This window comes from Sphingomonas koreensis (assembly GCF_002797435.1).
GTDB classification, from domain to species: Bacteria; Pseudomonadota; Alphaproteobacteria; order Sphingomonadales; family Sphingomonadaceae; genus Sphingomonas; species Sphingomonas koreensis.
On sequence record NZ_PGEN01000001.1, the window covers coordinates 2,664,719 to 2,690,565 of the forward strand.

Genomic DNA, 25,847 nt, shown 5'->3' on the forward strand with positions numbered 1-25,847 from the left:
GCGATTCAGCGGCGGCGGGTTCATCGGTCGCCGTCCAGCCAGATCGGCGTCGCTCGACCGATGACGCTCGCGCGCGGCAGCGGGCCGAAATAGCGTCCGTCGAGCGAGCTCGGTTCGTCGGGATTTAGCAGAAAGAGTTCACCCTCGCCGACGATCCGACAGCCGCTCCAGTGCGGCAGTTGTCGACCGAGCCGGTCGGTTCGACGGGCGATCGCCCGCAGCCGACCGTCGACCGTCACGCGCTCGCCCTCGCGGCAGACGCGCGCGCCGGGCAACGCCTCGATGTGCTTGAGCAGTGGCGCGCCGTGACCGAGATAGCCGTAGGTGACCAGCCAACTCGCCAGTGGTTCCGGCGGCATGACCGCCACGAGGACACCGGGGCGCAGACGGCCATCGTCGCGCACCGCGTACAGGCCGGTCGGGACACTCGCCGTTACGTTCCAGACCAGGCGCGTGGGCATTTCGATGACGGCCGTGAAGGCGATCGCGGACACGGCGATCTGCGTTGCGATCAGGATGCGCCAAGGGAACCGGCGCGCAGAAACGGATGGGGATTTCATGCTTCGATCCTTCGACGGAGCAGCCACGCGCGGTGCCGCGCGGGTGCGTAGGGGCGCGGCTCGAGACCGGCACCGAGTTGATTGTGGACGTGTCGCCAATGCTCGGGGGCGACGTCGGCGGGATCGACGTCGAGGCGCTCGACGCCGTCGATCGCTTCGAGCACGCGCTGGACCTTCGGCCAGCCGCTGATCCGCAGCAGGCTCTCCGCGCCCGGGACCACGAACGGCACGGTCGAGAACGGCGAACCGGCCGCCACGGCGCGCAGGATGTCGATGCGCGATTCCGCCGTGCCGTAGTCGCCGGCGCGCCAGCGGACGAACGCGAAGGTCGCGCCGGGCGGGAACGAAAGGACGCGCGCGCGGCGGTCGACTATGCGCTCAGACACATACCGGCCGAACCGGATCCAGCGTTCGATCTGACCATCGAGATGCAGCAGCTCGACATGGGTGAGCGCGGTCACGGCACCGCTCGCTTCACGGTCGGCGCGGCGATGGCGACGCGCGCGGTAGTTGAAGCGCCCGTTAGAAAGACTCCGAAGGAGTCTAGGTTACAGACGTTACGGCGGGCGCAAGCTGTTGCTAAAGAATGCGAAAATGGCGTTTCCGGTCCCTGATAGCACGAGCGTCCGGTCCCCGATGGCACGACACCCGCGGTCCCCGATAGCACGACGGGATTCACAGCTTTTCCCCAGGCTGGGGGGCGCGCAGGCGGCGCGGCATGGCGAGGTCGAGCGGGTGGACCGTGGTGACGAAGGCGAGCCGCTCGCGGCCGCCAGCATGCTCCAGCGCGAGCCGGTAACCGGGCAGCGATTGCGCGCGCACGATGGCGCGCACGTCGTAGGCGAAGTGCTTGAGCGGTGACAGCGAGCCCGACTTGGCGTGCAGATATGAGACGTCGAAGCTCCAACCGCCCGACTGACGACCACCGTGTTTGCGCACGAGCCGGTACAGCCAGCGCTCCAGTCCACCGGTCAGATCGAAGTACGCGTCATCGATCGTGAGCACGAGCGCGTCGTCGCAAACGGCGGAGTAGAACCAGTCGGGCACGATCAATTCGAGTCCGAGCGGTCGACCGGCTGCGTCGACGCGCTCCTTCCACTCGTTGACCCAAGAGAAGCGGTGTCGCCGTCGTTCAGACGGCTGCCGAATGGTCGTCGCGACGGTTGTCGACTGCAGCCGGTCGAGCGCGGCCTTCAGCCGTTCATAGTCGCGAGCGCTGGTGCCGCGACCGACGAAGCGCAGGATTTCGCACGGTGTCGCTGCCATCAGGCGCGACGTGCGCGCGCCGCGGTCGCGCGCCTCGACGATCTGCGAGGCGGCCCAGATGAGCACGTCGGCGTCCCAGATGGTCGCCATGCCATGCTCGGCGACAGCCTCGACGCGGATCGCGACCGCGCCTGCCTTGAAGTCGATCGGCGCGATCCGCTTGGACTTCGCCAAGCTGAAGAACGGGTAAGCCATGAGGTCTTGGGCGTCGCGCACGGCGAGGTCGCCGGGCAACGCGCGGAACAGCTCCAGCTGCGCGCGCTCTGCGCTTGGGTGACGGTTTCGCATCGCCAGGGCCGACGATCAGCGACGGAAGCCGGCGTAGGCCGGCGAGATGGCGGCGTGGCGCTTGGCGGGCAGCACGGTGTCGCCGGTGTCGTCGCTGGTCGACGCCTTCTCTCCGCGCGAGACCCACGCCTGAAGATCCTCCAAGCGGTAGACGACGCGACCGCCGATCTTCGAATAGCGGGGGCCGGTGCCGTAGGTGCGATGCTTCTCAAGCGTGCGACCGGAGAGGCCCAGGAAGCGCGCGGCTTCGGGTGTGCGCAGATAGCGCGGTGGCAGATTGGGTTGGGTAGACATGGGAGCGTGCCTCCGGCTCGTTCCGGGCGACTGCGGAATGCAATCGGCCAGTGAGGGGCACGTTGGCGAAGCGGCGTCGGACAGACCTATGGCGGTGTCGCGGGGGCGTGACATCGCCACGACCGCCGACGTAGCTGGGTCGGCGCTTTGGCAGGCACTGCGTTTGTCGGTGCGGGCTAGCGGAGGCGCCGGTACGGGTAGAGCAGCAGACGGCGATAGCCGCCGCGCATCAATTCCTGGCCGAGCCGTGCAAGCCGAATCGTGCGATCGCGGAGGTCGTGGCTGTTCCAGTCCGCGTCACCGCGAAGCGGCAGCGGACCGAACAATCCCTCAGCGATCTGCCGGTAGCTCGTATGCGCTTGACGCGCGTCCAATGCCCGCAATGCGAGCACGAGCCGGGTTCGGCGTGTCGGCGGTAGCGCCTGCGGATCGGGCCCTGGCGGACGGCCTTGCAGCGCGCGCCAGACCCGGAGCGCGGCGGCGGCGCGGATCGGGAACAGCGCGTCGAGCGGCAGCACGGCTGCATCGGACACGTCGCTCGTAAGGCGCTCGACGCGCAGACCGGAGGTCATCCGGAGCGCCCGAGAATCAGCCCGTCGATGCGCCCCGGTAAGCTCCGGCGGTGTCGTGGCGACGCCGACCACGGTCGGTAGCGCTTGCGCTGTCCAGTCCAACGGAGCGCCGTCCGATGCGAAATCGCAACCCCCAGGCCGTCGCGAACACCTCGCGGTCGGCTAGTGTGAGTTCGCCCGCCCTGGCGAGCTTGGCGAGACGTTCAGTGTCGGCGATGTAGGCTGGGTTGCGCTTCAGGAATTCGCCCGCGAGCGTCGCGGTGTCCGCATCGCGGAGCGGCTCATAATCGGCAGCACTACGCCAATCGGGACGCAACATCACGTATACTCGACCGTCGTCCTCGGCGGGACGCCGAGGCGCTATCTCATTGATAGGCAAGCATTGCGTGTGCTGAGAAGAGGGTGTTCGCGCAAAGACCCTTGCGCACAGAACAAGGCTCGTGACTGTCAGTTGGGTGCGCCGCCTCGAAGCAGGTGCTGGTAACCGCTCGTCGTCATCCAGCGAGCACGCGCCAAGTGCGAATCGTAAGTCAGCTTGGCGCAATCAGGATCGGTGTCGGGGTCGCAGCCGAGCACGAGCCGAGCGACGTCTCGCCACTCGGCACCGGCGTCCGCAGCGTCGAGCAGACGCAAATAGGTCACTGTGTGCGCCTGGTCGTACCCGGTCAGGGTCGGCGCGCTCGGCGCTTCCGAGGCGATGGCGGGAGTTGGCGTCATCGGATCGAGCTTTGCGGTGGAATATGGTTAAGGCCTGCCGCAAGCCGCACGACCGAGCAACCGCAAAGGTGTGACGGTCGCCATATCCGGCCGGACAATCGCGCTTGGCCGATGCTGGTCCTAGGGACGCGAACGAGACGGTGCATGCTCACCTGTCGAGAATACTCCGTGGTGAAATACTCGACAAGACGGTGCTGTCTCGGCGATGTCGATCCGAGAGGTGCTTGCGCAGAACCTGAAGCGCTACCGAGCTTTGCGAGGCCTGAGCCAGGAGGAACTGGCGCATCGGGCAGATATCGATCGCACCTATATCAGCTCGCTGGAGCGGTCGCAGTATGCCGCCGGCATCGACGTGGTGGAGCGACTGGCGACGGCGCTGGATCTGCAGCCCTTTGAGCTGCTGCGCCCCGAGGATTAAAGATCGAAAGAAAGAAGAGCGCCCCGCCCGGGCGGACCCGGGCGGGGCGTCTGGCGCGCTCAGTCGGCGCGTTTGCCGTTGGGCCGCGACCAGATCAGGCTGTAGGTCTCGCCGCCCTCGTCGTCGAAGAGGTTGGCGTAGATCGGGGCGGTGAAGCTGGGATCGTCGAGCTTGACCGAGAGATAGTCGCGGCCTTCGTTCGAGCTCTTGCTCCAGGCGGCGCCGATCTCCGCACGGCCGACCAGGACCCGGTGCGAAGGCGCGTTATCGTTGGTGCGGTTCTCTTCCGCGACGATGCGGACGTTCTTGGTCTGCAGGTTGAGGGTGACGATTTCGCCGGTGTATTCGTTGCCGGTCTTCTTGAAGGTGCCGATGGTCGCCATTGTAAGTCTCCTGTCGTTGTTTCGAGCCCGCGCCCATCGCGGCCTCGATGGCGATCGCAAGGCCGGGGACGATCGACGACGCAGCCGAAGGCCCGAAGCGTAGCGGCGGACGGAAGACGACGGGCTTTCTTGCCTCGCGAGGAATGACCGAAGGTCAGGGGAAGAAAGTTCGGTGGCTCCGTTGCGGCTCAGGCGATCGAGGCGAAGCCGACCCCGGCTAGATCGAGCCAACGAGAGGACGGGTTGGGCCGCGTGCCGACAACGTCTCACGGGAGACCTGGTGGCCTCCCTGAGGCACCCGCAAGAGCTGGACGATACCCATCGCGCAAAGACAGGCTCTGTCGGAGCAGAAGGTGGCATCGCGCATCGAGATCGACCCGACACCTGCCCCGAAGTACCGGGACCTGTCGCCGTAAGGAGATGATGCCGCCTCCATGCACGAGCGATCGGAGGCCACGCCCGTTGGCCTAAGTTGTGATCCACTTCTCGCTCTGTACGCGCCGGCCCCGATGGCGTGGCATCAACCTCATTGGCCCTGTGCCGCGCCTCCAGACGAAAGCGAGCTGCCGGTAGCGTTGACGGGCCGGCGTGGGTCAACGGGGCTGTAGGCACGCATTCGCGTCCAGGCCACCAGCACGACGATGATCGAACCAAAGATGCCGAACGCTACACGCCACGGCTCGGCCGTGCCGCCGATCTCGGAAATGCCGTAGACGGCGTGATAGCCCGCTAGCCCCGCCGGAACAGCATAGGCTGCGGAGATGAGGGTTCGGAATTCAGGGCTACGCACGGTGGCGAACAGCAACGGGCCGGCGAGAAATGCGATCGCGCCGGCCAACGCTGCGAAGACCATCGCGCCGATCGGTCCCGCGTCGGTGTTATAGGCAAACATGCCCATCGAGAGCGCCGCAAAGAAGGGAAGCGCATTGACGGCGAGCTTGAATAGCAACCAGCAGATCATGCCGATGCCGACAAAGCTCAGCAGTATGGCAGTAAGCATGGCGTCCTTCAGGCAGATTGGATCAGACGCGCACCCGCCACCTCCACAGCGCGACAAAGACCATAGCAAAAAGGAAGTGACGCCGGAATTCGAAAACGGAAACCGACGCCGCAACATGGTGGGCCGACGAGCTCAGCGGGCGAACGGATCGTACTCATGAACGATGCTGCTGGGTTCGCCGTCGAACTCGTCGGCGGGCATGACGCCGTAGCCGCCATCGACCTGGATGAGGACGACGCAGACCATCAGCGTGCCTGCAAGATTGAGCGCGAGCTTCTGCGCGGTGGTGAGGGACATTGATCCGGCTCCTGTCTCGGAGCGGGGACCGCCCCCGCTCGACAGGCGCCCGATGTGTCCGGCCCACGGCCGCGATCACCGCGACGGCGAAGCCCAAAGCGGCCGCAAGCTTTGCTTAGCGGACCCCTTGTGGGTTGATGGCATTAGGCCGTGGGCCGGACCAAGGTAGCGCAGGTGAGAGGGGCGGTTTCTGCCAGAGGGACAGGAACGAGGTGTCGCTTGGCGCTGTGCAGAGGTAGAGTGCTTTTAGTAATCAGGTGATGATTTGAATGACGAGTCAGCAAGGCACGGTGGAATATATCGTCGAGCAGGCGGGCGCTGCGGGGTCGGTCACGGCGCGCAAGATGTTCGGCGAATATGGCCTTTATTGCGACGGCATACTCGTCGGGCTCATCTGCGACGACCAGTTGTTCGTGAAGCCGACCGAGGCTGGTCGGGCATTCGTCGGCACAGTCGAAGAAGCGCCGCCTTACCCGGGCGCGAAGCCCAGCCTTCTGATCGAGGGGGACCGCTGGGATGACGGCGCGTTTCTCGCCGCTCTAATCCGGCTGACGGCGGCGAATCTGCCTCGTCCAAAGCCGAAGAAGGCGGCCGCTACGTCAAAGTCGGCCGAGACACCGACGCCATAATCGTCAGCGATAGTGGAGAAGCGGCGCTCACGCGCCGCCTCCTTTCGGACGGAAGTCGAACAGCGGGATGCCAAGCTTCCGAGCCTTGTCGGCAAGATTGTCCGAGATCCCCGAACCCGGAAACACCACGACCCCGATCGGCATGGTCTCCAGCAGCACGTCGTTGCGCTTGAACGGTGCCGCGTTCTTGTGCCGGTTGAAGTCGGGTCTGAACGCTAATTGCGGCACCTTGCGGCTATCGGCCCAGCAGGCGGCGATGCGTTCGGCTCCCTTCGGCGAGCCACCGTGCAGCAGCACCATGCCCGGGTGCTTGGCGTTGACCCGGTCGAGCGCGGCCCAGATCGCGTTCGTATCGTTGCAGTCGTAGCCGCCGGTGAACCCGATCTTCGGGCCGGCCGGGAGCATCACCTCCGTCTCGGCGCGGCGTCGAGCCATCAGGAAGTCGCGGCTGTCGATCAGCGCCGCGGTCAGGTGCTTGCGGTTGACCATCGACCCGGTGCGCGGGTGCCAGGTGTTACGGGTGTGGAGCTGGAAATGCTCGGCGGCTAGGTCGCGCATCAGCTCGAACGCATTGCGCCGCTCGATCAGCGTCAGCCCCTCGGCCAGGTGCCGTTCCAGCTCGACCGACTTGACCTCCGAGCCGTCCTGCTCGCGCTGCCCGCGCTTCTGCGCCTGCTCGTTGTCGTCGAGTTCGCGTTCGATCCTTTCGGTGGTGCGGTGGAAGACGTTGACCATCGACCAGAGCAAGTCATCGAGGTCGGGTTCGAGGCGGGTGTCCTGAAAGGTGGATGCCAGCGCGTCAAAGATGTCCGCGATTGCGCCGGTGACCTTGGCGATTTCTGGCAGTGGCCGGGAGTCGGGTTCGTCGTCGAAGGGCCGGTGGCCGTAAAGCTGGAGTTCGTCGAGCAGCGTCGAGGTGGCGGATGCCGCGTGCTCGGGTTCGTGGTCGTTGAAGTCGGGATCGGTCGTCATGGGGGTTCGCCTTCGGCTGTCGACCGCGCCCATCGCGGCCTTCGCAGGCGACGAAGAGCGGGGGCGGACCGGTCCTGCACCGACGCGCGTCAGCGCGATCGGCCGAAGCGCAGCGGAGGACGGCGAAGCACCGCTATTTTGCTTCGCGATGCAAAGGCGGGCACAGCCCGACGGCGGAAAATAGCGGGGCGCAGCTGTTGCCGGCCCGGACCGGCTCCGGTCCGATCGCCCTCTCAGAAGGGCGTGTGTGCGGCTCTCAGCCGGTGCGAGCCGTGACGCTCCTAAAGTCCGACCAACAATCATAGTAGCAAGCGTGCACAGCCTCGCTCAAGCCGCCGACGTCCAGAAAGCGTGTCACATCCTCAGAGGCGAGTTGAACCTGCAATACGGTCGCCAAGGCTGCCGGTCCCATGGCGCGTAGATCGTCGTTGAAATCGCCTAGGCTGGCATCGAGTACGACCGCCTTGATCCCTGTCGACCGCGCTCGGTCGGCCAAGGCTTCGACACCGGTGTGACCAGCAGCATCGCCGTCTCGCGCGAGATAAATCCGGCGCAGCGTGGGTGGGAGCGAAAGAGCCGCAAGGTGATTGGCGGAGAGCGCGGCGACCATCGGCAAGGTCGGCATGACGCATCTGAGCGACAGCATCGTCTCGATGCCCTCGCCGGCCGCCATCACATCCTGCGCCACGCCGAACCGCACGCCGTGTCCGAGGAGCTGACCCATCGCGCGTCGCTGCGTCGAGACCGGTGCCTTGTCCCGGCCCGACGGATCGAGCCAGGTGCGGTGCGCTCCGGTCTGCACACCTGACAGATCGGTGACGGCAGCGATGAGCGCGGGCCAGGTATCGCGCGCCTGGTCGCGCGGATCGTCCTCATCTCCTCGGTAGTAGCAGCGCGGGTGGAAACGGAGCGCCTGGTAGGGGCGAAGGCCGCTCAGTCCGCGGCTTTGCAGATAGGTTTCGGCGAGCGTGCCTGCGATCGGTTGTGCCATCGCGAACAAGCGACGGGCTGCCTCGGGCGAGCCCGTCGGTGCCGGTAACTGCCTGGGAGGAGGATCGGGACGCGGCAGCGAGAGGAAGTCGCGCGCCTCGTCAAGCGTTTCGCGAAGCGTGCCGAGCTGGCGGTTGGCCGCGATCAGATCGAGCAGATCGCCATGCTCGCCGGTGGCGGCATCGGTCCATTTGCCCGCTGTCCCGCCGTTGGTGCCGCCATCGTGCAAGCGGACGTAGAGGCTGCGACCGGGCGTGTTTTGGGTGTCGCCGACGAGCCAGTAGCGACCCTCGCGGCGGCCGTTCGACAGATAGTGGCGGCAGACCGCCTCGGCCTGGTCGGCGAGACGGCGTGCCAGATTGGAAGCCTGCTCCGGCATAGATGCTCTCCAGGACGAAAAGAGGGTCCGCCGGGGGGACGGCGGACCCTCGAAGCGAGCAGGTCGGGGAGCGAACCTACTCGGCCGCGTGTGCGTAGGGGGCGTGGCCTTCCGCGACATCGTCATCTTCGACGAAGTCCGCCTCATCGCCCATGGCCGGTTCGCCGCCGTCCGCCGCCGTTTCTTCGACGGTCGGTTCGGTGTTGGCTTCGCGTTCGATCCTGACCCACTCGGCCTTGATCGCTTCGACGACGGGTGGCAAGGCGCGACCCGGTGTGCGCAGCGGCTCGGGCAGCCAGCCCGACCCTTCGAGCAGGATCTCGGCCTTCTCAGCCATTTCGACCTTTTTCAGATGGTCGATCAGCTGCGCGGCCCGCTCGCCCTTGGCTTCCCGCACCGCGCCGAGGATGCGCGCCTTGGTGACGCGACCGAGATAGCCGGCCGCCGTCGGCGTCCAGCCCGCCGCGACCATGTCGAGATCGACCGCCTGGGCGAGCCGGTCGGCATGGGCGAGCGCGCGGGGCTTGCGATTGTAAGCTTCGAACATCGCGTTGACCGACAAGGAGACGCAGTGCGCGAACAGAGCCTGGCGACTGTTGGTATCGAACGCCGCGAGCACGTCCCAGAGGTCGCTCGTCTCCTTGGGCAGCGCGTTTCGCCATGCCTGATGCCGTTTGGCCATCTCGGTGGCGATGCGGCTGTCGTTCAGTCCCGGTGCCTGCGAATGGAAGCCGACGCTTTTGATGTCGATCTCCAGGCAAGTGTCGAGCGCATACGGGTAGAACGCCTTGAGGCAGAGGGCATGGAGCGCCGCGAGGAACGCGACATCCGGCCGCCCGCCGAGCGCGTGGCGGAGTGCCAGCGTCCGATGCGCGGTCAGTTCGGTCATCAGCCGGTCGGGGAGCGGCTTGATGTCGTCCTCCTCTTCCGGCTCCGCCGTCTCGATGCGGTCGTCGGCACCGGCGCTGCCGTCGGCTGCGGTCGCATCGCCGTCGTCTTCCCCGTCACCGTCGGGGCCGGCTCCCGTCTCCGGTTCCGGATCGGCGGGTAGCGGCAGTTCATCTTCGGGCCGCACGTATCCTCGCTCGACGCGAAGCGCCCCGTCGCGATCAATGCTCACGAAGGCCCCGGCGCGCTCGACTTCGCTTGCCTCGTACACGACCGGGCGATCGTCGAAGGCGGCCAAGGCCGTTTCGATCTCGCTCAGGCGCTGATCGACATCCTCCGGCAAGTCCTCGTCGGATTCGGCATACTTCGCCTCAATGTCGGCGAGTTCGGCCTGGAGCGCATCGCGGGTCGCTTCCTCCTCAGGCGTCAGCGGCACCGTGTCGCCACGCAACTGCCGCAGGCCGAAGGTGTGGCCGTAGGCGAAGTCGGGGGCGGCATCGATCCACTTCCAGCCCTCGGCGCGGACGGTATCCGCCGCCTCGCGCAGCTTTTCGGCGACGAGCATGTCGACCAGGCCGACGTCTTGCAGCCAGCCGCCCTGATCGGCCTCGAACAGGTCGTGCAGCACGGTGCCGCCCGCCTCCTCATAGGCGTCGAGCCCGATGAACTGCGCACGCTTGTCGACGGCGCGGACGGCACCCTCGGTCAGCATCCGCCGGATCGCATAGGGCTGCTTCTCGTAGGATTGCGCGAGACGCTCGAAAACCTGTTCCTGTCGCGCGTGGTCGGCGTTGACGGTGAACGCCATCAACTGGTCGAGCGTCATGCCATCCTCGGCGTAGACGTCGAGCAGCTTGGGGCTGACCGATGCCAGTCGCAGCCGCTGCTTGACGACCGCCACTGGCACGAACTGGCTGGCCGCGATCTCCTCCTCCGACTGGCCGCGCTCGCGCAACGCCAGGAACGCGCGGAACTGGTCGAGCGGGTGGAGCGGCGCGCGCTGGACGTTCTCGGCGAGGCTGTCTTCCTCGGCGATGCCGCCCTCGCGGATCACGCATGGCACCGGGGCGGTCTTAGCCAAGCGGCGCTGCTTCACCAGCAGTTCGAGCGCCCGGAAGCGGCGACCGCCGGCCGGGATCTCGTACATGCCGGTTTCGACACCATCGGCATCGACCACGGGCCGCACGACGATGCTCTGGAGCAGCGTGCGCCGAGCGATGTCCTCGGCAAGCTCCTCGATCGAGACGCCCGCCTTGATGCGGCGGACGTTCGACTGGCTGAGCAACAGCTTGTTGAAGGGAATGTCCCGGGACGAGCTCAGGACGATCTTCTGGACTTGAGTCATGGTCGGTCTCCATGACGGCTGATCGTGAGAACCTCTCTCTCGACCTTCTCACCGTCAAGAAGCTGCGGCCCACCTCTTCCTCTAGGAAGGGATGGACCGCAGAAAGGCGATCGGATTGGGACGGAACCCGGACCCCGCTAAGCGGCGCGATCCAGCAGCTTCTTCGCGCGGCCTTCGAGGTCGAGCCGGGCGTCCTGATGGGTCTTGTCGCGGGCGATGGCGGTGATGCCCTGGACGAAGTCGAAAACGCTCTCGGGCTTGCGGCCTTCTTCGTTCAGCACCCGCTCCAAGATTTTGGCGGTCTCGGCCTTGCTGAACCCGCGCTTGCGCAGGAAGTCGGATCGGTCTTCGTCGGTGCGGGCGACGATCTTTGCGCGGGCCTGTTGGATGCCGTCGATGAACGGTGCTGGTGAGGAGTTGGCGAACCGGGTCAGTGCCGGTGCGGCCTCGTGCGCGAACCGCGAGGCGGCGTACTTGCTGTGCCGGATCGCGATCTCCTCGAAGTCCTCGACACCCCAGAGATTGCGATTCTGGCAGACCGCGCGGAGATAGAAGCTCGCCATGCCGAGCGTCTTGGCGCCGACTTCTGAGTTCCAGCAGTAGAAGCCTCGAAAGTAGACGTCGGGCGAGCCGTCCGGCAGCCGCCCGGCCTCGATCGGATTGAGGTCGTCGACCAGGAAGAGGAACACATCGCGGTCGCTGGCGTAGAGCGTGGTCGTGTCTTGGGTGACATCGACACGCGGGTTGTAAATGCCTGTCGACCAGTCGAGCACGCCGGGCACCTTCCAGCGCGTGTCGCCGGTCCCGTTGCCCGCGATCCGCTGGACGGCCGCGACCAGCTCGTGATCGTAGATGCGGCCGTAGTCGGGGCCGGTCACGGCGCGGAGCTCAAGTCGTCCGTCGTTGGTCTCGAGCGTCTTGATCTGTTCGGCGCGATGCGAGGTCAGGCCGTATTGCAGGTTGATCCCGGCCAAGGCGGCGGGGAGCTGGCGGAGATAGGCGCCTGGCGCGCCGACGAGGCTGGCGAGTTGACCAAAGCTCCAATGGGTCGGTGCGATCGGTTCGTCCGATCCGGGCAGCAAGAGCGATAGGAGTTCGGCGTCATCGCGGCTGGCTTCCACACGAACTGCGGCGCTCTCTACGGTGCGGGTACGGCTCTTATCGCTGCGGCTCTTAACAGAGGCGAACAGGTCCGCCAGCGAGAGGTAACGCTCGTCGGCCGGGCGGTTGAACCACTCGGAAGATACACGCCCAACGCGCTCACCGCGCGATACATCCACCTTGTAGCCACCCCGCAGGTTGGAGCGGGCGTCCAGAACTTTGATATCGGTCATCGGTCATCTCCGCGACGGGCTGGCCGGGAGACTCTCTCTCGACCCTCAACCCGTCACGGCGACGGCCGCCGCCCTCTCGCTCTCGAGGCGTTGCGGGGTGTCCCCGCAGAAGGGGTCGGCCGAGACGACAGGCTCGGCCGAAGGGGAAGGCTTTCCCCCCTTTCGGCCTCGCGCCAACAGTGCCTGGTACGATACCAAGCGAGAAAGTGAAAGGCGTTTCATAAACATAAAAAGTCCTTGTCAAAGAATGTGAAGACCTTTATATGCGTGAGGGCTTTTGAGGAGATTTTCCATGCTAAAAACCAAGACTATCGCTGATGCGCGGGACGAGGAGCGCGCGATGCTGGAGCAGCTCAATGACTCGATCGATGAAGCGCGGAAGGTAGCCGATAAGCTCTGGAAGCTCCACGAGGAGCGGCATGGTGCGGAGGGCAGCTATCTCGACGACGAGGGAAAATTCACGACGTCAGGAGAGCGGCGCCTCCATCGCTTCTTCGAGGAAGGCGCGAAGAACAGCGAGATCGCTCGCTTCTTCGAGGTCACGGACTCGGCGATCTCGTACCGGCGGAAGCAGTACAATCAAAAAGCCGCTTGAAGGCAGGGTGTCACAATTTGCATATGCCGGGCGGGCGGGGTCCGCCCGGCCAGTGGTGTCGTGTTCGGATCGACGACAGGCGTAAGTCGATCGTCCTGCCCTGTGTTCAGGCCGTGCGGAGCTCGCGCCAGATGACCGAGCTGCCATACGAAGGGGGGCCGAAGAAGCTCGACGATGCTGGCCGACGAAGGCACAGATCGACATCCTCGCTACAGCTCGGCGAAAATGATTCGAGGCTCGACTTGCCTGATGTGATCTCAAGACCTTCTCCCGCGTACGACCCGGACTCCGAGGTGAAGACCGCGGAAGCGTTGGATCGGCTCTCGGGAGATTGGACGATCATTCATTCGGTAGCTTGGCAGGGCCGCCGACGGGAACGCGAGGGCGACGGCGAAGCCGACTTCGTTCTGCTTCATCCACAGTACGGCGCAGTCGTTCTGGAGGCGAAGGGAGGCGACATACGCCTCGACGCGGGGCATTGGACGACGACCGACAGGTTCGGCAACACGAGCGATATCGATCCGTTTGAGCAAGCGGTCGCGTCGAAGACGGCTTTGTACAAGTTTCTCAAAGCGCGGCTCGGCAAGGCCGTGCCGACCTGCCACGCGGTGGTCTTCCCGTTTCTCCGGCGGCTTCCCGAACTCGGGCCGGCGGCCCCTCGTGCCATCGTGCTGGGTGGCGAGGACCTCGACGACATCGACTCTGCGATCCAACGCCTGGTCTTGCACTGGAAGGTCAAGGCGAACCTCACCGCAAGCGAGATCCGGTCCGCGGTTTCGCTGCTCGCGCCGACGGTCTCCGTCGGCCGACGCTTATCGGATCGAGCCTACGAGGCGAGCGCGAAGTTGATCCGTCTCACCGACGATCAGATCCGGGGCTTCCGCAGCACCAGGAACTTTCGACGGCTTCTAACTACCGGCGGCCCGGGAACGGGTAAGACCGTGCTTGCGATCGAGAAGGCCCGACAATGTGTCGAACGCGGCGATAGGACGATTCTGCTCTGCTACAACGAACTGCTCGGCGCCGAGTTAAAGCGTGCGGGAGCGGCGGAGGGTTTTCTCGGTACGACTTTTCATGCCTTCTGTTTCGCACAAGCTCAAGGGGCGGGATTGACGGTGCCGGCGGCGCCCAGCCCCGAATGGTGGTCGACCGAAGCGCCTCTTCTGCTTCTCGAGGCAGCGAGTGCACTTGCGACGAAGTTCGACGCGATCATCATCGATGAAGGGCAGGACTTCCCCGATGATTGGCTCGAGATTCTCGAGCAGCTCGGCGATGCGGACGATGTCTTCTTCTACGTGTTCGCCGACGTCGAACAGGATCTGTGGGGGCGGCTCGCGGACCGACTTTCGCGACTTCCGCATGTCGTCTTGGACACCAATTGTCGGAACACCTTCCAAATCGCACGGCGGGTCGGCGACATCGTCAGACGACCGGCATCCGACAAGCTCGTCGAAGGACCCGAGCCGGTGTGGATCGACCTCTCGGATGAACGGCGTGCAGCGACCGCCGTCGTCGGTCAGGTGGCGAAGCTGCTGGACGAGGGCTTCGACGAACGCGAGCTGGTCGTGCTCGTCGAGGACGCGAGGCTCGTACGTGAGCTCCGCTCCATGACAGTCGGGACGGCATGTTTCTCAGCTCTGGGAGAGGTAGGAGTCGCGGTCGATACGATTGCCCGGTTCAAGGGACTGGAAGCCCAAGCAGTCGTCCTCTGTCTCGGAAAGAGCGGCGAGCATGTCCCCGACAAGCTGGCGTATGTCGGAATGAGCCGTGCAAAAACCGTTCTACGGATTATCGCTCCTCCCCAGCGCAAGCGCGCGCTGAACTGGGCTTAGTTCGAAAAATATCCCTGCGAGCCGAACATGACCTTCCGATCCAGGGCGGTATTGAACATGCGACACGAGGGCTCGCCAAGGTGGAGACATACGGCACATGCCGCTCCGCCCGGGTTCGCCGCGCAGCCCGGGTCGAGGGCGCAGCGAGACTCGTCGTGCACCACGCGCGTCATCAGCTCGTGGAGATCGTTCTCGTAGAGTGCTTGAAGGCCTCCGAGGACGAAGCCTCCCCTCGGCACTGCGTACATGATGAACGAAAGCGTCGCGGGGAAAAGCAGTTCCGACAACGCATTCCGGTCGATGCCGGCAAAGAACGCGGAGTGGCGGACCGTTCTGTGCGAGATGCTGTGGACCAGGATCGTCACATCACGCGTGATCGGTGATGCATCGGGATCGGGCCCAACGGCGCGCAGGATCGCCTCGTAAGCCGATCTCGAGTCGGTTGCAGGCTCCAGTGCGTGACCACGCCGGTTCAGCCAGTCGCGCACTGCTCGCGGATCGAGGCGGAAGAGCAGCGCTTCGGTCGCGCCAAGGTCGCCGTTGACCACGAACGCGGTCTTGTCCTTGAAGACCCTCAGCCGCGATTGTCCTGGATCCTGATTTCCCCTGGTATATCCGAAGTGCCCGGTGAGGATCGGGAAGCGGTCGATCAAGTCGACCCGCTCGACCTTGGCGCTCGCCAGCGCCGCCGGATAGACCCGACCGAAGCGGTCTTTGAGGGACGCAGGTGCGCGCGCGAGCATCTGAGCGACGGTGAGACGGGACTCCGACGTTGCCAGCGCTAGCTGACCTGCTTCCAAGCGTGCGCGCTCCGCTACGGCGGGTGGGCACACCACTTCCTGCGGTGCCTTCTCCTCGACGCCCGCGGCTGTCAGCGCGGCCGCGATACGGCTCTCCGATAGCCCCATGCGTTCGAATTCCCGTCGGATGGCGACCGCTTCGCCGCCGTCCAAACGGTCGACCCATTCGGCGTTCATCGCATCGGCGACCCAAGTCAACGCCGCTCGGTCGCCTCCGGCGTCGGCGAGACGACGCGCCTGTGCTTTCGAAGCCGGGTTGATGAGCACGACCGCCCTGGGTGCATAGACTGCAGCGGCGCGGTGGACGTTGAACTCCATCAGCTCGCCCTTGGGGCGTGAGCCCGTCTGGCCGCAGCGACACTTGGTGTAGAGAAACGCGGAGGTCAGTTGAGCGCTACAGATCGGGCATGAAAGCCTGATCTCGGTGGGGTTGGCCGTGCCCGGAAGGCGCATGCGAACCTGACCGTGCTGGGGGCAGGCGGGGTAGAACGGTTCGCGGATTTCGCCACAAGCATCGTGGAACAGCACGAACGGCAGTTGGCCGTGACGGGCCTTCGTGCCGCAGGGACAAGAAGCGCCGGGCGTGTCGTGCAGCCTTCCGCATCCCTCGCTCTTGCATCGCCACTTCTTCGGGAATGCCTCGACCGTCACGCCGCGATCGCGGTCGAGGGAATGAACTCGCACGTCGGCGCCGGAGCGCATCGCCCGGACGAAGTTGCCGTCCAGACCCGTCGCCTCCCAAGGGGCGGCGGCCGTGATGAGAGCGCGGCGCAAGGCGTCGGCATCGACGTCGAGTATCTGGTTGACGTGCCACCGTGCCACTTTCCAGACGCCACCACGCACGTCGACGGTCTGCTCCGGCAAGAAGCCGAAAAGAATCTGCGATGCGCTCCTGCTATCCTTCACGACGGATCACGCCCCCATACCTCGACCTGTTCTTCGACATCTCTCAGTGACATCATCGGCCCACCATGAAGGCCGAGTTCATTCCCGAACCGTCCGGCATTCGCTGGGTCGAGCACCTCGGTCATGAGGTGCCGATACCAGTTCTTCACCTCCTGTCGCAGGAGCGGAGTCCGATCGTCGTCAAAGCGGAGCGCGGCGCAGATCGCATCGACCTCGGCTTCCTCGAAGTCGGGTCGGGATGCGAGGTAATCTCGTAGCTTCCGGGTGAGGGCCAAGCTGGTCCCCGCCTCCGGCTCGTGCATCATCAAGACCCGGCCGAACGCCAAGCCTGCGAGGGTGCGCTCAAGCACACGCCGGCTGCTGTTCGTGATCGGGATCGGCTCGACGAAGCGATCGCCTTGGTCCACGAACTGACGGAACGTACGATAGACGCTGGCGTCCCGCTCACGGCCGATCTTGTGGACCACGAAGACCAGCGATGGCCAGGTACGGCCCACGCGCGCCGTTGCCTGGATGAACTCGGCGGTGGTGAGCGGGAGGCCGAGCATGACCATCACGTTCAATCGGTCGATGTCGACACCGTGCGACATCATTGAGGAGCCGACGACGACGTGGGTGCGATCGGCGAAGTCGGCCGCGGGTTGCTCCAACTCGTCGAGCATTCCTGAAACGTCGGTGAAGACGGTTCGACCCGTCAGCGATGCCACCCTCGGTCGTGGCGGGGGTACGTCTTCCCACTGCGTCTCGCCGGAACGGACGACCGCGTCTAGGTCGCGCAAGGTGTTACCGTAGACGACATCGGTACCGTAGAAGCTGATCAACCAGTCGATGTGCTTGGGATCGACGCCGATGTCGGCCGCCGATTTCTCCGGATCGGCGGCGAGTTCCCGTATCGCGCGCTGCAGCGAGACGATCATTCGATCAAGGGCATATTCGATCGTCTGGCCCCTCGGTGCGACGGCCAAGTACCGGCGCATCGACTGCTCGCCCTTGCCCGACCAGAAGCCCTCACCCACCTTGGGTTCCGGGTGAGGGAACACGCGAGCCGTTCGGCCGTACAGGACATCGCTCTGTCGCTCGTACCCGCTGAGCGTCGCCGACGATGCAAGGATCTTGGGCCGTCGGCCGGACAATCTTTGCTGTAGGTCGTCGTAGAGTGCCTCGTAATGGGCATCCACCGCACCGAGACTATCGCGCAGCAGATGCAGTTCGTCCTGAAGCCGAAAGCCCACGCCGTAGCGGTTCTTGGCCATCGGTAGAGGACCGCGCGGCGATGTGCAGCCCGGTACGAGACACCCGTGAGGACGATTGGCGCGCGTGGCGTAGGTGTGGCCATGGCCCGGTCGGGGGCAGAAGCCGGACGGCTCGGCGATCATCCCGCGCATGCTCGCCTGCATCGAAATGCCCGCAGCCTTATCCAGGGTGCCAACAACGACGGTCGGGAGCACGCGCCAGACCTCCGTATCGACCACGTGGATGGGAAGGGGTTGGTCGCTTCCCCAAGGGCACGATGGAGAACGGCAAATGTGGTCGACACGCCAGAGCGCCCAATCGAACCGCATCTCGATGTCGCCATTGCGACAGAATGGGCAGACTTTCAGCATGCGCAGTTTGTCGGGCATCGTCGGGTCGTCGGGATCCCAGGGACTTTTTTCCTTGACCTCGTTAGGGGTCGCGCCCCCGCCGACCAGAAAGCCGAGCGAGAATGGATCGCCCTCGAGGTTCAGCGCCTGCCGGACGCGTTCCGCACCGGCCAGTGCGTTGGCGAAACGCTGGGTCTGCTGCAGCGAGAGGAGCCTGAGCGGGAAGCGGGACCAAGCCGTGATTCCGGTGCTCTTGCCGGTCAGCCGATCGTAGAACGCAGCCGTGAGGATGATGCCGAGATAGGTCTCGGTCTTGCCCCCTCCGGTCGAGAACCAAACGATGTCGGCAACATCCTGATCGTCGCCGACGCACGACGGGAGGTTCGCCAGCATGAAGCCGATCTGGAACGGGCGCCAGCTGTCGTACTTGCCATTGGCGGAGTGACTCATTGCGGCGTTCATTGCTTGGAAGGCGCGGGCAAGGAGCGCGTTCCCTTTCAACAAGTCGATCCCCGCTGCGATGCGGTCGCACTCGGCCCGGAAGCTCCGAGCTTCGGCCTGAACCTCGTTTTCGAGTGTCTCAGACCAACTCGGGGCGGAGCGTCGGATGGTCTCGATGGCCCAGGCCTCCTTACCCCAGGTGTCCAGCTCCGCGTGCAGCCGCTCCAGTTGAGGTATGGGGTCGGAAGATAGGGTCTGGAAACTTAGATCCGGCTGCTCGGCAGGCACCGTCCAATAGACAGGTCGCTTCTTCTCGAATTCGGGTAGGTCGGTCGTGACGAACCCGTCGCCGACGCGCTCGACGCCGGAGTTCAGGCCCCAGGCGGCGACGCGACGATCGTAGCGGAAGCTGTCCGGTAGCTCCTCAAGCAGATACTCGTGCGTGGCGAGGTTCCGAACCTGCAAGCTGCACTCGAACAACCGACCCTTCGCGTGCGCGCCGGCGTTCTTGTGGTCGGGGTCGGAGTCGTTGACGAGTTCGATCGAGAGCTCGCGCTTTCCATCGGGGGTGCGAGAGAGCTCGGTGCGGATCGTCGCCGCCAGTCCCGAGCCGGGCGCGACCGCGTCAATGGCGTCGGACAAAGCAGCCCGTCCCCATTCGGCCGATCCCTCCTTGTCGGGTAGCTCGACTGGGACTTCGACGTGGATGCGTGGCGGCTTCTGCCACTGCTGACCGACACGGCGCCAGACGACGAATGACGCGATGGCTGTGAAGGTAACTCGCTCCCGAGCAGGCAACACTCTCAGTCCTAGCGCGCACGGCTCCAGACGCTCGGCACGTTCGCCGAGCGTCGAGTTCATGATCTCGACCAGCGGCGCGAGGCGCCCCAACCAGTAGGAGCCACGAGGATCGACGTCGATCTGGGTCACTCCGCTCCCGCGAGCATCGTTCGTGACCCGGTCAGCCAGCCACGATACGAATCGATCGGCCGCCTGGTAGCGTTCGGCGTGTTCCGAGTCCGTCAAAACGAGTTTCCTCTCAGCCCCTTGGCGATTGCCCGCTTCTCCAGTTTGTCGAGGGTTTTCGCCTCGACCTGGCGGATACGCTCCCGCGTGACCTCATAGCGGTCACCGATCTCCTGCAGGGTTTCGTCCGGGCCGTCGAACCCGAAACGGCGTTTGACGATGTCACGAGCCCGCTCGTCCTGGATATCGTCGACCAAGCTACGGACGGCGGCTCTGATGTCGAGGAGTTCGACTGCTTCGTCGGGCCGGTCCGCGGTATCCGCCATCAGGTCGCCGAGCGTCGATCCATTGCCGTCGTCCGAGCCCAGCGGAGCATCCAAGGATACGACATTCATCTCCGACAGGAGCGAGATTCGCGCCGTGTAGTCGTCGGTCCAACCGAGGCTCTCGGCGATGAGCTTGACGTGCTCGCGCCTACCTTGGGTCAAGCCCAGCTGACGTTGCGTCCGCCGGAAGCGGTGGATGCTCGCGATGACATGGACGGGCAGCCGGATGACGTTGCCGTCATTGTGGATGCCGCGGGTCACCGCTTGGCGGATCCACCACGTCGCATAGGTGGAGAAGCGGGTGCCCACATCGGGGTCGAACTTTTCGGCCGCTCGCATCAGGCCGATCATGCCGTACTGCACCAAGTCGTCGACATCCATTCGGTATCGGAAGTTGGGCCTCATCACGAGTTTGACCACCAGCCGGATGTTCGACGAGATCAGACGCTCGCGAGCTTCCTTTGCTTTCGCGACCAAGCGTGCCGTGTGGCCATCAAGCGGCATCTCGGAGGTCTGCGTCACGGCGAGCCCGCGCTGGATCGCCTCGCCGAGGCGCTGCTCGTCTTGACGGGACAAGAGCGGCAGCTTCTTCGCCTGATGCATGAGGTGGCTGAGAGCGTCGGCGAACGTCGGCGACGTCGTCGAAGGCGTTGCCGTGGCACCTTCCTCGTGTTCCTGATCCGACTCGTCTTCCTCGTCGATCAACACGCCCGCGGATAGGAGCTCACGTTCTACGACGGCGGCCTGATCAGGCGCTATGCCGTACTTGAGATAGATCTCGTCGACTCTGGATCGGACCAGGGGGGCTTGGGTCCGTTCGCTGTCTCCGAGTAACCTTCGCTTTACTAGTTCGAGAGTCCGTTCCTCCGCCATCACTGCGGATCCGCATCGCAACCGACGCAAGTGCTGGTGAACGGGTCGCGACCCATGTCCGCGATTTCGTTCGAAGAAAAAGAGGATCGACGACTCACGACAACCTAGCCCCCGCTAGCCACCCGAGCGCCCACCTTCCTGTCCGGCTTACTTCATTGCAAGCCACGTCCGCAATTTGTTCTCTAGCGCCCCTGCATCGCGCGTTTCGCATTCCCACACGATGAGGACATCGTACCCCGCAGCACGAAGCTCGCTTTCCTTCCGACTATCGCGCTCGACGTTGCGCTCGAATTTATCGGTCCAGAAGGCTGGCCTTGTCTTCGGCGTACTGGCCTTCCGACAGCCGGGGTGGCGATGCCAGAAGCAGCCATGAACGAAGAGGGCTTTGCGGGGCCCGGGCAGGACGATGTCCGGGGTGCCTGGTAGGTCCCGTCGGTGCAGTCGGAAGCGACGACCCATCCGATGCAGGAGGCGGCGTACGATCAGCTCCGGCTTCGTATCCTTGGGCCCGATCCTAGCCATGAGCCGCGAACGAGCCGGCGAAATGGCGTCATCCGGCGACGATCGCGACGGGGGCTGGTCTTCGACTGGGGACGATATACTGGTGTTCCTCGATAAAGATGTCGAATGCGGCCACGACCTCGCGCAGGTAGGCGGCAACGCGCTCGGCCAACTGGCGCAGTTCGGCGGCACCGTCGTCCTGACCGCAGTCGACGAATGACAACCGCCCATGCGCAAGGCCGTTCCTCAGATCCACGATCAGCGCCATGGCGCCAAGGTCATTCCGGATCTTACGCTTCACCTCACGCTCTACCGCGCGGCTGACGCGCAGATTGAAGCCGATCCGAGTGGCGACCTTCCTGATGGCGATATCGTCCCAGTTGCCGCCGCCCCCCTTTTCGATCTCGAATTCTGCGACCGGGAGCGCCGCAACGAGGTGGTCGCAGAGGGAGATCGCATCCTCGAGCCGTTTGTCGGGCCCGCTCGGAAGGTTGGTGCGAGCCATATGCTTGACCCATTCACTTCGCAGTTCTGCTGTGAGATCACCCGGTGCCCATTCCGCGCGGCTCATCGCCGCCTTGCTGACTGCGTCGAGGCACCGGGTCACCGTCGCCTCGACTAGATTATAGAGCTGAAGGTAGACCCCAGAGTTGAGGATACGCTGCTGTTGGGCGGTGATCGTCGGGCCATTGTCACCCAGCCGCGGCACGCCGGAACGGACGAGCGCTTCGACACCATCGATCAAGTCGAGATATGCGACGATCTCCGCGAAACGTTCTTCGAACCGGTCCGACAGATCGCTCATCAAAGCTGCCCCAACAGGCCTCGCCGGACGTAATCGATGCGACCGAGGAGCTTTGTCCGCGTATTCGCTGCGTCGGAGGTCGTGACCTCGCTGAATTCCTGACTATCGAGCCATGGCTGGGTTTCCGGAACGGCAACGAACAGCCCGGGGTCTTCCTGGAGTGCCTTTTCGCTGCCGATCGCGATGGCTTCGTACCGCGCTCTCGGTGTGCTGTTCGGGTTCGACGGCTTTCGGAAACCCTGGGGAAAGGCGCGTCCAACGAAATCGAGCATGCGCTCGAACCGCTCCCGGTAGGCTGGCGCCAATGCGGGATCTTCCTGAAAACGCTCGTTCATGCGTTTGGTGTAATCGAACAGGAATTGCGAGGGGCGCTCTCGGTAGCCCTCCAGCCCGTCGCCATAGGCGAAGAAGCGCGTGACGAGCTCTTCGCGAATCCGTTCACGTTCCGACTTGCCCGAGACGGGAGCCAGTTCGGCGAAGCGCGGTAGCCGCGAGAGCTCGAGAACCAGGTCCAAGAACGGCCCTCGCAACGCGCCGCGGCGGACCTCGGCTGTGTTCGCGACTTTGCTGCCGGTGTTGATACGCTCGAACATATCGAAACGAGCCTGATCGTCGGCGTGTTCGTTCAGAACGATTCCTCTGATCGACCGGTTCTTGATCTTCCTCTGTCGGGCAGGAGAAAGGTCCAGAAAACGGGTGCCGTTCAGTGACGCCAATTCCTCGAGTTGCTCCAACTCGAAGCCACCCAGAATGTATTCCTGAATGGTACGCAGCCGCTGTGAGCCGTCCACGATTTCGAGCTTACCGTTCTCCATCTCCCAAAAGAATAGGAAGGGTATGGGTAGGCCCATAATCAGGGATTCTAGGAAGCGCGATTTCCGCGCCGGCTCCCAAGTGAACTCCCGCTGATATCCAGGAATCACGAATTCTTCGCGAGCCATCTTTTCTGCGAGCAACTCGACGGAATACTCCGTCATGTAGAAGTCGATCCGACGCGAACGATCGACGATCTCCGCTTCTGCGGATGCAAGCTGTTCACTGCTGACTTGGTGAGGTCGGGGACGTCTAGCCATAAAAGATCCTGCTGCCGACCTCAGCGCAGGTCGAGTTGGCCCTCGAGAGTTGGACGATCGTTATCCAGAGCGTCGATGTGCGCCAGGATCGAACGACCGATCGCCTCGCCGAGTTTGGGCGGGACAGCGTTGCCGATCAGGGTGCCAAGTCGCTCGAATGTGACGTCGTCCTCCTCGCCCAGGAAGCTGTATTCTCGCGGAAATGATTGAAGGATCGCAGCCTCTCTGAGGCTGATCGCCCGGTCCTGTTCGGGATGGCCGAAACGGCCATTGCCGAATCCATAGCATTGCGTCGTCATGGTCGGCGCGGGCTTGTCCCATTCCATCCGACCATAGACCGACGGATAGGTCTTACCCGTGATCTTGCGATGGCATGGTGCGCGCAGGTCTTCCGGCCAATCGCGCCAAGTGCCCCCAGGCCGCGACGCTCGAATACGTTCGAGATTGCGAGCGGTCAGGGAGGCGCTTGCGTGAAGCCGATCGATCGGAGCCGATGAGCCAGCCTCGATCGGCGGCAAGTTCTCGATGACGTCTCGAACCGTGAGTTTCAAAACGCCTTCCACCGGCCTTAGCTCTATGGGGCCGAGAAGGGATGCAAGCAGTACGAGGCGGCGTCGGCTCTGCGGGACTCCGAACTCGTCGCAAGAAACCTCTCTCCAAGAAACGTGGTACTTGGCCTTCTCCAGGGCTGCGGTGAACCTCTTCCATACGGCTTGGGTGGCCAGCCCGGGGACGTTTTCCATCGTGACGATTTCGGGCTTTACCGCGAGCGCTAGCCGTTGGAACTGCTTCAGCAGGGTCCATCGGCGATCGACGGACTTTCGGCTTTGCGAGTAGGTGGAGAACGGTTGACATGGTGCGCAGCCCGCGAGCACGCGAACTTGCGCGTCACCGAACCAGCGCCTGAGCTCTGCCGGTTTCAGCTCGGAGATGTCCTTGAGGGCGAACTCCGCGCCAGTGTTCTTTTCGATCGGATAGCGACAGCTTGGGTCTAGATCGACCCCAGCCTTGACAGTGAGACCTGCCGCCTGCAGGCCATACGCCAAGCCTCCAGCGCCACAAAACAGGTCCACGACGGCGGTCGATCGCCCGTTAGCCTCAATATGGAGCGCAGTTTCGCCATTCATACGCTACGAATAGACGAAGCTGAGGCGTTTTGCCTAGCCGAAATGCGCCCGAAAGGCCAGCCCTAACGAGTTCCCCACATTGGTCCGCTTCGGATGAAGGGCTACCACGATCTGGCACCAAACGACAGGGCGACGGAACCGTCCGGCGGCCGGAAAATCTCGCTATTATGCACTGAAGCAGCCTGGTCCGTGGAGCAAGCGGGAGCGCGCACATGCCGTTCTTCGGAACACAAAAGATTTGGGGAACAGCGACTCAAGAGGAGCGCTCTGACCGACCTCCACGGCCAGTGCGGACCGGATATCGGCGGATGGCGAAGCCCGATCGCGCCCTCGTATCGGTCTCGAACATCAGAACCATGCCACCGGGCAGCAGCGGTCCATTCGGAAGGTTGAACCCATTCGCTTCGCCGATGGCTTGACGAACATTCCGCTCCGGCTCGGCCAGCATAAGGTACGCTTGCTCCAGGCGGGCGCCCGGGAAAGAGGCTGGCTGGTCGTAACCCTGCATCCTTCCGAAGGTCTGAAGGACTTCGTCGCTCAGGAAATAGAGCTCGTCGTTCATCAGTCCGCGATCGACGGCGTCATCGACGAGTATGCTGTAGAGCCGTTCCATGAGCCGCAGCTTCTCGCCGCCTTGTGCATCGACCGGTAGCGAGAGATCCGGTCGCCCATTGAAGCCCTGATGAACCTCCTTGTGACAGTCGCGGCAGAGCGTCAGGCCGTTGCCGGTCTCGAACTCTGCTCCCGTGAACATGCATTTCCGCGAGATGTGGTGCGCGGACAGGCCCTTACGCGAATGACAATCGACGCAACGGTGCCCATCACGCTCGCGGATGAATTCGCTCCACCGGCGCAGGCACGTCACCCGCGAACGCTTCTGGGCGACTGCGTTCCGCAGTTTCGACAGCTTCGTCCAGATCAGATCGGTCTGCTGAACGGCGCGCTCCGGATCGATCAATCCCATTGCACCTCCGTCGCCAGGTATTCGGCCCAGACCGAGCGCACGCGAAGGCCGCCATGCTGCTGGACGGCGTATCTGTAAGCGCCGTCCTGAACGACGACCCAGTCACCCAGCATGTCCTCGCCCGTAACCACTCGCGTCATCATCCGGCTACCGACTTCCGGCCAAGCGGAGAGGCCGCCCAGGCCATCTGATCCCTCGAAGCTGTCGCGTTCAGAAACGCTCATGCTCTCGAGCGGCCGCGCCCAAACGTGAGCTGGCTCATCCAGTATGGGCTCCCCGTACTCGAAATAGGCATGGCCACGCGCATTCTTCAAAATCACCCGGTCGATGCGGCTCATATCGGGCCGCCAGAGCAAGCGCGTCTCCCCAGCATGTGTCGTGTATTCGGTCCGTGACTTGTCGATCATTGCACGAAGGGCAGGACTCGCACTGAGCGCCCGGGCCGCGCTTGGATTGTTCTGAGCCTCGGGATCCGACGAACCGGCAAGCACACAGCTGATGAAGGTCACCGCATACTGCTCGTCCCGTGAGAAGCCGTTGTTACACTCGCGACAGATCGTCACCACAGGCAGGTGGTGCGGACGCGGTTTGCTGAGCAGACTTTTCGTAGGGACATGATCCTCGTTCGTTTCACATTCTGCGAGCGACCGCGTGCAATGGATGCACCAAGCCTTCTGCCGTTCGTCGACAAACTCCTCAATCCGCTCCACTTCGCCTCCATCG

At 64.2% G+C, this 25,847-nt stretch carries 27 protein-coding genes; 4 read left to right on the forward strand and 23 right to left on the reverse strand.

Going from position 1 to position 25,847, the window contains the following annotated elements; genetic code table 11:
* Positions 1-20: 20 nt before the first annotated feature.
* The 7 genes from BDW16_RS12720 to BDW16_RS12750 form a co-directional block, all read right to left on the reverse strand.
* Positions 21-560: a S26 family signal peptidase gene (locus BDW16_RS12720; protein ID WP_066572069.1), complete on the reverse strand. Its 540-nt coding sequence runs from the start codon at positions 558-560 to the stop codon at positions 21-23.
* Positions 557-1,021 carry a DUF2840 domain-containing protein gene (locus tag BDW16_RS12725; RefSeq protein WP_066572066.1) on the reverse strand — a complete coding sequence of 155 codons (465 nt, stop codon included), beginning with the start codon at positions 1,019-1,021 and terminating at the stop codon, positions 557-559. The genes BDW16_RS12720 and BDW16_RS12725 overlap by 4 nt, the downstream gene beginning before the upstream one ends.
* Positions 1,022-1,235: 214 nt before the next feature.
* Entirely contained in the window at positions 1,236-2,114 is an 879-nt protein-coding gene (locus BDW16_RS12730) for a replication initiator protein A (RefSeq protein ID WP_066572063.1), read from the reverse strand.
* 15 nt (positions 2,115-2,129) lie between these two features.
* Positions 2,130-2,408 (reverse strand): helix-turn-helix transcriptional regulator, encoded by a 279-nt coding sequence (locus tag BDW16_RS12735; RefSeq protein ID WP_054763897.1) that lies wholly within the window; start codon positions 2,406-2,408, stop codon positions 2,130-2,132.
* A gap of 176 nt (positions 2,409-2,584) precedes the next feature.
* Positions 2,585-2,980 (reverse strand): DUF2285 domain-containing protein, encoded by a 396-nt coding sequence (locus tag BDW16_RS12740; RefSeq protein WP_066572060.1) that lies wholly within the window; start codon positions 2,978-2,980, stop codon positions 2,585-2,587.
* Positions 2,981-2,996: 16 nt separating this feature from the next.
* Positions 2,997-3,299, reverse strand: coding sequence for a transcriptional regulator domain-containing protein (locus BDW16_RS12745; RefSeq protein ID WP_066572055.1), 303 nt, complete (start codon positions 3,297-3,299; stop codon positions 2,997-2,999).
* Positions 3,300-3,427: 128 nt separating this feature from the next.
* The gene (locus BDW16_RS12750; protein WP_066572053.1) at positions 3,428-3,697 is read right to left on the reverse strand and encodes a DNA -binding domain-containing protein; all 270 of its coding nucleotides are present in this window, start codon (positions 3,695-3,697) and stop codon (positions 3,428-3,430) included.
* A 205-nt stretch (positions 3,698-3,902) separates the two neighbouring features.
* On the opposite strand from BDW16_RS12750, the gene BDW16_RS12755 reads away from it, so the two are divergent.
* Positions 3,903-4,115, forward strand: coding sequence for a helix-turn-helix domain-containing protein (locus BDW16_RS12755; protein ID WP_066572051.1), 213 nt, complete (start codon positions 3,903-3,905; stop codon positions 4,113-4,115).
* Positions 4,116-4,174: 59 nt separating this feature from the next.
* Here the strand turns inward: BDW16_RS12755 and BDW16_RS12760 are convergent, their stop codons facing one another.
* The 3 genes from BDW16_RS12760 to BDW16_RS21500 all read right to left on the reverse strand — a co-directional run bounded on the left by BDW16_RS12760 (position 4,175) and on the right by BDW16_RS21500 (position 5,795).
* Entirely contained in the window at positions 4,175-4,498 is a 324-nt protein-coding gene (locus BDW16_RS12760) for a DUF736 domain-containing protein (RefSeq protein ID WP_066572049.1), read from the reverse strand.
* A gap of 526 nt (positions 4,499-5,024) precedes the next feature.
* Positions 5,025-5,615: a hypothetical protein gene (locus BDW16_RS12765; RefSeq protein ID WP_174532013.1), complete on the reverse strand. Its 591-nt coding sequence runs from the start codon at positions 5,613-5,615 to the stop codon at positions 5,025-5,027.
* 15 nt (positions 5,616-5,630) lie between these two features.
* A complete protein-coding gene (locus BDW16_RS21500; protein WP_164519408.1) occupies positions 5,631-5,795 on the reverse strand; it encodes a hypothetical protein in 165 nt (54 codons plus the stop codon).
* A gap of 290 nt (positions 5,796-6,085) precedes the next feature.
* On the opposite strand from BDW16_RS21500, the gene BDW16_RS12770 reads away from it, so the two are divergent.
* Entirely contained in the window at positions 6,086-6,424 is a 339-nt protein-coding gene (locus BDW16_RS12770; RefSeq protein ID WP_241211986.1) for a TfoX/Sxy family protein, read from the forward strand.
* 27 nt (positions 6,425-6,451) lie between these two features.
* On the opposite strand, the gene BDW16_RS12775 is transcribed toward BDW16_RS12770, so the two are convergent.
* The 4 genes from BDW16_RS12775 to BDW16_RS12795 all read right to left on the reverse strand — a co-directional run bounded on the left by BDW16_RS12775 (position 6,452) and on the right by BDW16_RS12795 (position 12,332).
* Positions 6,452-7,396 (reverse strand): DUF2493 domain-containing protein, encoded by a 945-nt coding sequence (locus BDW16_RS12775; protein ID WP_066572043.1) that lies wholly within the window; start codon positions 7,394-7,396, stop codon positions 6,452-6,454.
* A 256-nt stretch (positions 7,397-7,652) separates the two neighbouring features.
* Positions 7,653-8,765 carry a DUF7146 domain-containing protein gene (locus BDW16_RS12785; protein ID WP_083954100.1) on the reverse strand — a complete coding sequence of 371 codons (1,113 nt, stop codon included), beginning with the start codon at positions 8,763-8,765 and terminating at the stop codon, positions 7,653-7,655.
* Between the two features lie 76 nt (positions 8,766-8,841).
* The gene (locus BDW16_RS12790) at positions 8,842-10,998 is read right to left on the reverse strand and encodes a ParB/RepB/Spo0J family partition protein (RefSeq protein WP_066572038.1); all 2,157 of its coding nucleotides are present in this window, start codon (positions 10,996-10,998) and stop codon (positions 8,842-8,844) included.
* A 137-nt stretch (positions 10,999-11,135) separates the two neighbouring features.
* Positions 11,136-12,332, reverse strand: a complete 1,197-nt coding sequence (locus tag BDW16_RS12795; RefSeq protein ID WP_066572036.1) for a hypothetical protein — start codon at positions 12,330-12,332, stop codon at positions 11,136-11,138.
* Between the two features lie 292 nt (positions 12,333-12,624).
* Between BDW16_RS12795 and BDW16_RS12800 the strand changes: the two genes are divergently transcribed.
* A complete protein-coding gene (locus tag BDW16_RS12800) occupies positions 12,625-12,927 on the forward strand; it encodes a hypothetical protein (protein ID WP_066572033.1) in 303 nt (100 codons plus the stop codon).
* Between the two features lie 131 nt (positions 12,928-13,058).
* Positions 13,059-14,759: a nuclease-related domain-containing DEAD/DEAH box helicase gene (locus BDW16_RS12805; RefSeq protein ID WP_164519409.1), complete on the forward strand. Its 1,701-nt coding sequence runs from the start codon at positions 13,059-13,061 to the stop codon at positions 14,757-14,759.
* Here BDW16_RS12805 and BDW16_RS12810 read toward each other — a convergent pair.
* The 9 genes from BDW16_RS12810 to BDW16_RS12850 all read right to left on the reverse strand — a co-directional run bounded on the left by BDW16_RS12810 (position 14,756) and on the right by BDW16_RS12850 (position 25,834).
* Complete coding sequence (locus BDW16_RS12810; protein WP_066572026.1) at positions 14,756-16,465, reverse strand: hypothetical protein; 1,710 nt, start codon at positions 16,463-16,465, stop codon at positions 14,756-14,758. The genes BDW16_RS12805 and BDW16_RS12810 overlap by 4 nt on opposite strands.
* A complete protein-coding gene (locus BDW16_RS12815) occupies positions 16,462-19,419 on the reverse strand; it encodes a helicase-related protein (RefSeq protein ID WP_198585789.1) in 2,958 nt (985 codons plus the stop codon). The genes BDW16_RS12810 and BDW16_RS12815 overlap by 4 nt, the downstream gene beginning before the upstream one ends.
* A 92-nt stretch (positions 19,420-19,511) precedes the next feature.
* Positions 19,512-20,489 carry a sigma-70 family RNA polymerase sigma factor gene (locus BDW16_RS12820; RefSeq protein WP_157926341.1) on the reverse strand — a complete coding sequence of 326 codons (978 nt, stop codon included), beginning with the start codon at positions 20,487-20,489 and terminating at the stop codon, positions 19,512-19,514.
* A gap of 312 nt (positions 20,490-20,801) precedes the next feature.
* Positions 20,802-21,314: a very short patch repair endonuclease gene (locus BDW16_RS12825; protein WP_255265756.1), complete on the reverse strand. Its 513-nt coding sequence runs from the start codon at positions 21,312-21,314 to the stop codon at positions 20,802-20,804.
* A complete protein-coding gene (locus BDW16_RS12830) occupies positions 21,205-21,960 on the reverse strand; it encodes an MAE_28990/MAE_18760 family HEPN-like nuclease (protein WP_066572018.1) in 756 nt (251 codons plus the stop codon). The genes BDW16_RS12825 and BDW16_RS12830 overlap by 110 nt, the downstream gene beginning before the upstream one ends.
* The gene (locus BDW16_RS12835) at positions 21,960-23,033 is read right to left on the reverse strand and encodes a DUF262 domain-containing protein (protein ID WP_066572011.1); all 1,074 of its coding nucleotides are present in this window, start codon (positions 23,031-23,033) and stop codon (positions 21,960-21,962) included. The genes BDW16_RS12830 and BDW16_RS12835 overlap by 1 nt, the downstream gene beginning before the upstream one ends.
* A gap of 20 nt (positions 23,034-23,053) precedes the next feature.
* On the reverse strand, positions 23,054-24,160 hold the full coding sequence (locus tag BDW16_RS12840) for a DNA cytosine methyltransferase (RefSeq protein ID WP_066572009.1): 1,107 nt from the start codon (positions 24,158-24,160) through the stop codon (positions 23,054-23,056).
* 253 nt (positions 24,161-24,413) lie between these two features.
* Positions 24,414-25,124: an HNH endonuclease gene (locus BDW16_RS12845; RefSeq protein ID WP_100362759.1), complete on the reverse strand. Its 711-nt coding sequence runs from the start codon at positions 25,122-25,124 to the stop codon at positions 24,414-24,416.
* Positions 25,115-25,834, reverse strand: coding sequence for a hypothetical protein (locus tag BDW16_RS12850; protein ID WP_066572005.1), 720 nt, complete (start codon positions 25,832-25,834; stop codon positions 25,115-25,117). The genes BDW16_RS12845 and BDW16_RS12850 overlap by 10 nt, the downstream gene beginning before the upstream one ends.
* Positions 25,835-25,847: the final 13 nt, after the last annotated feature.